Source organism: Coleofasciculus sp. LEGE 07092, assembly GCF_015207375.1.
In the GTDB taxonomy this organism is placed as follows: Bacteria; Cyanobacteriota; Cyanobacteriia; order Cyanobacteriales; family Coleofasciculaceae; genus LEGE-07092.
On sequence record NZ_JADEWY010000295.1, the window covers coordinates 1 to 1131 of the forward strand.

The 1131-nt window shown below is 44.5% G+C and carries 1 protein-coding gene; it reads left to right on the top strand.

Translation table 11 applies throughout. The features are described 5' to 3' along the window. Window positions 1–351: 351 nt before the first annotated feature. On the top strand, window positions 352–1020 hold the full coding sequence (gene phoU, locus IQ257_RS29660; RefSeq protein WP_193882869.1) for a phosphate signaling complex protein PhoU: 669 nt from the start codon (window positions 352–354) through the stop codon (window positions 1018–1020). The last annotated feature ends 111 nt before the right edge of the window (window positions 1021–1131 follow it).

Below are 1131 nucleotides of genomic sequence, written 5' to 3' on the forward strand. Positions count from 1 at the left end.
GGGGAGCTAGGGAGCAGAGGAGATAAAGAGAAATTTTCAGACTGAATGTTAATTAAAATATCCCCCATCTTCCCCTACTCCCTACTCCCTACTCCCTACAGATTGGCTACAGTAGTAGAAAGTAATAAGAGGAGGAGGCATTGCTGTATCTACGTCTAGCGGGAGATGCTGTCACCGTTTGGGAAACAGTACTAGGAATAAGAAAATTCCTTTGTCCTGTTACCTGTCTACTTTCACACTTTCCCAACCACCGATTCCCCCCTCTTGCTGAAAAATTTCACTATAATTTAACTTTTATCTGCTATCCCTAAAGTAGAACTTTTTGTCCACTCTAGTGGTACTGCATTCGAGGTGAGCTTATCTTCTGCAAATAGTCATTCTGAACGTACCCATTTTAAGCGATCGCTCAGCCGCTTAGAACAGGATGTATTGCGTATGGGCGCTTTGGTAGAAAACTCATGTCGCCTGAGTCATCAAGCTCTGTTTTCCAGAAATTTAGAGGCAGCTAAGGCAATTGTTTCAGTCGAAAAACAAATTGATCGCTACTATCGGCAAATCGAATTGCAATGTGCTTCCTTACTCACACTGCAATCACCAGTTGCTCAAGACTTACGTCTACTCAGTGCCTTTATGCAGTTGGTGCGGGACTTGGAGCGCATTGGGGATTATGCTGAAGATCTAACGGAGATAGCACTTAAATTATTCGCTTACCCTCTCCATCCTTGCTTGCCCCAAATGGAGGTCATGTCCCATCATGCCCAAGCCATGTTAGCCGCTAGTTTAGAAGCACTAGCAGACTTAGACGCTAACGCAGGACAAGCCATTAAGATACTAGATGATAAAGTTGATAATGCCTACGACCAACTTTATCAAACCCTAGCGTATCAGCGGGATATCAAAGGTGTAATTGAACCCATTCTCCTACTAGTATTAGCAATTCGCCACATTGAGCGCATGGCTGATCATGCTACAAATATCGGTCAACGAGTGACTTATATTGTGACCGGACACCGTTCGTGAGGGAATGGGGAATGGGGAATAGGGAGTAGGGAGTAGGGGAAGATGGGGGATATTTTAATTAGCATTCAGTCTGACAATTTTCTCTTTATCTCCCCCGCTCCCCTCCTCCTC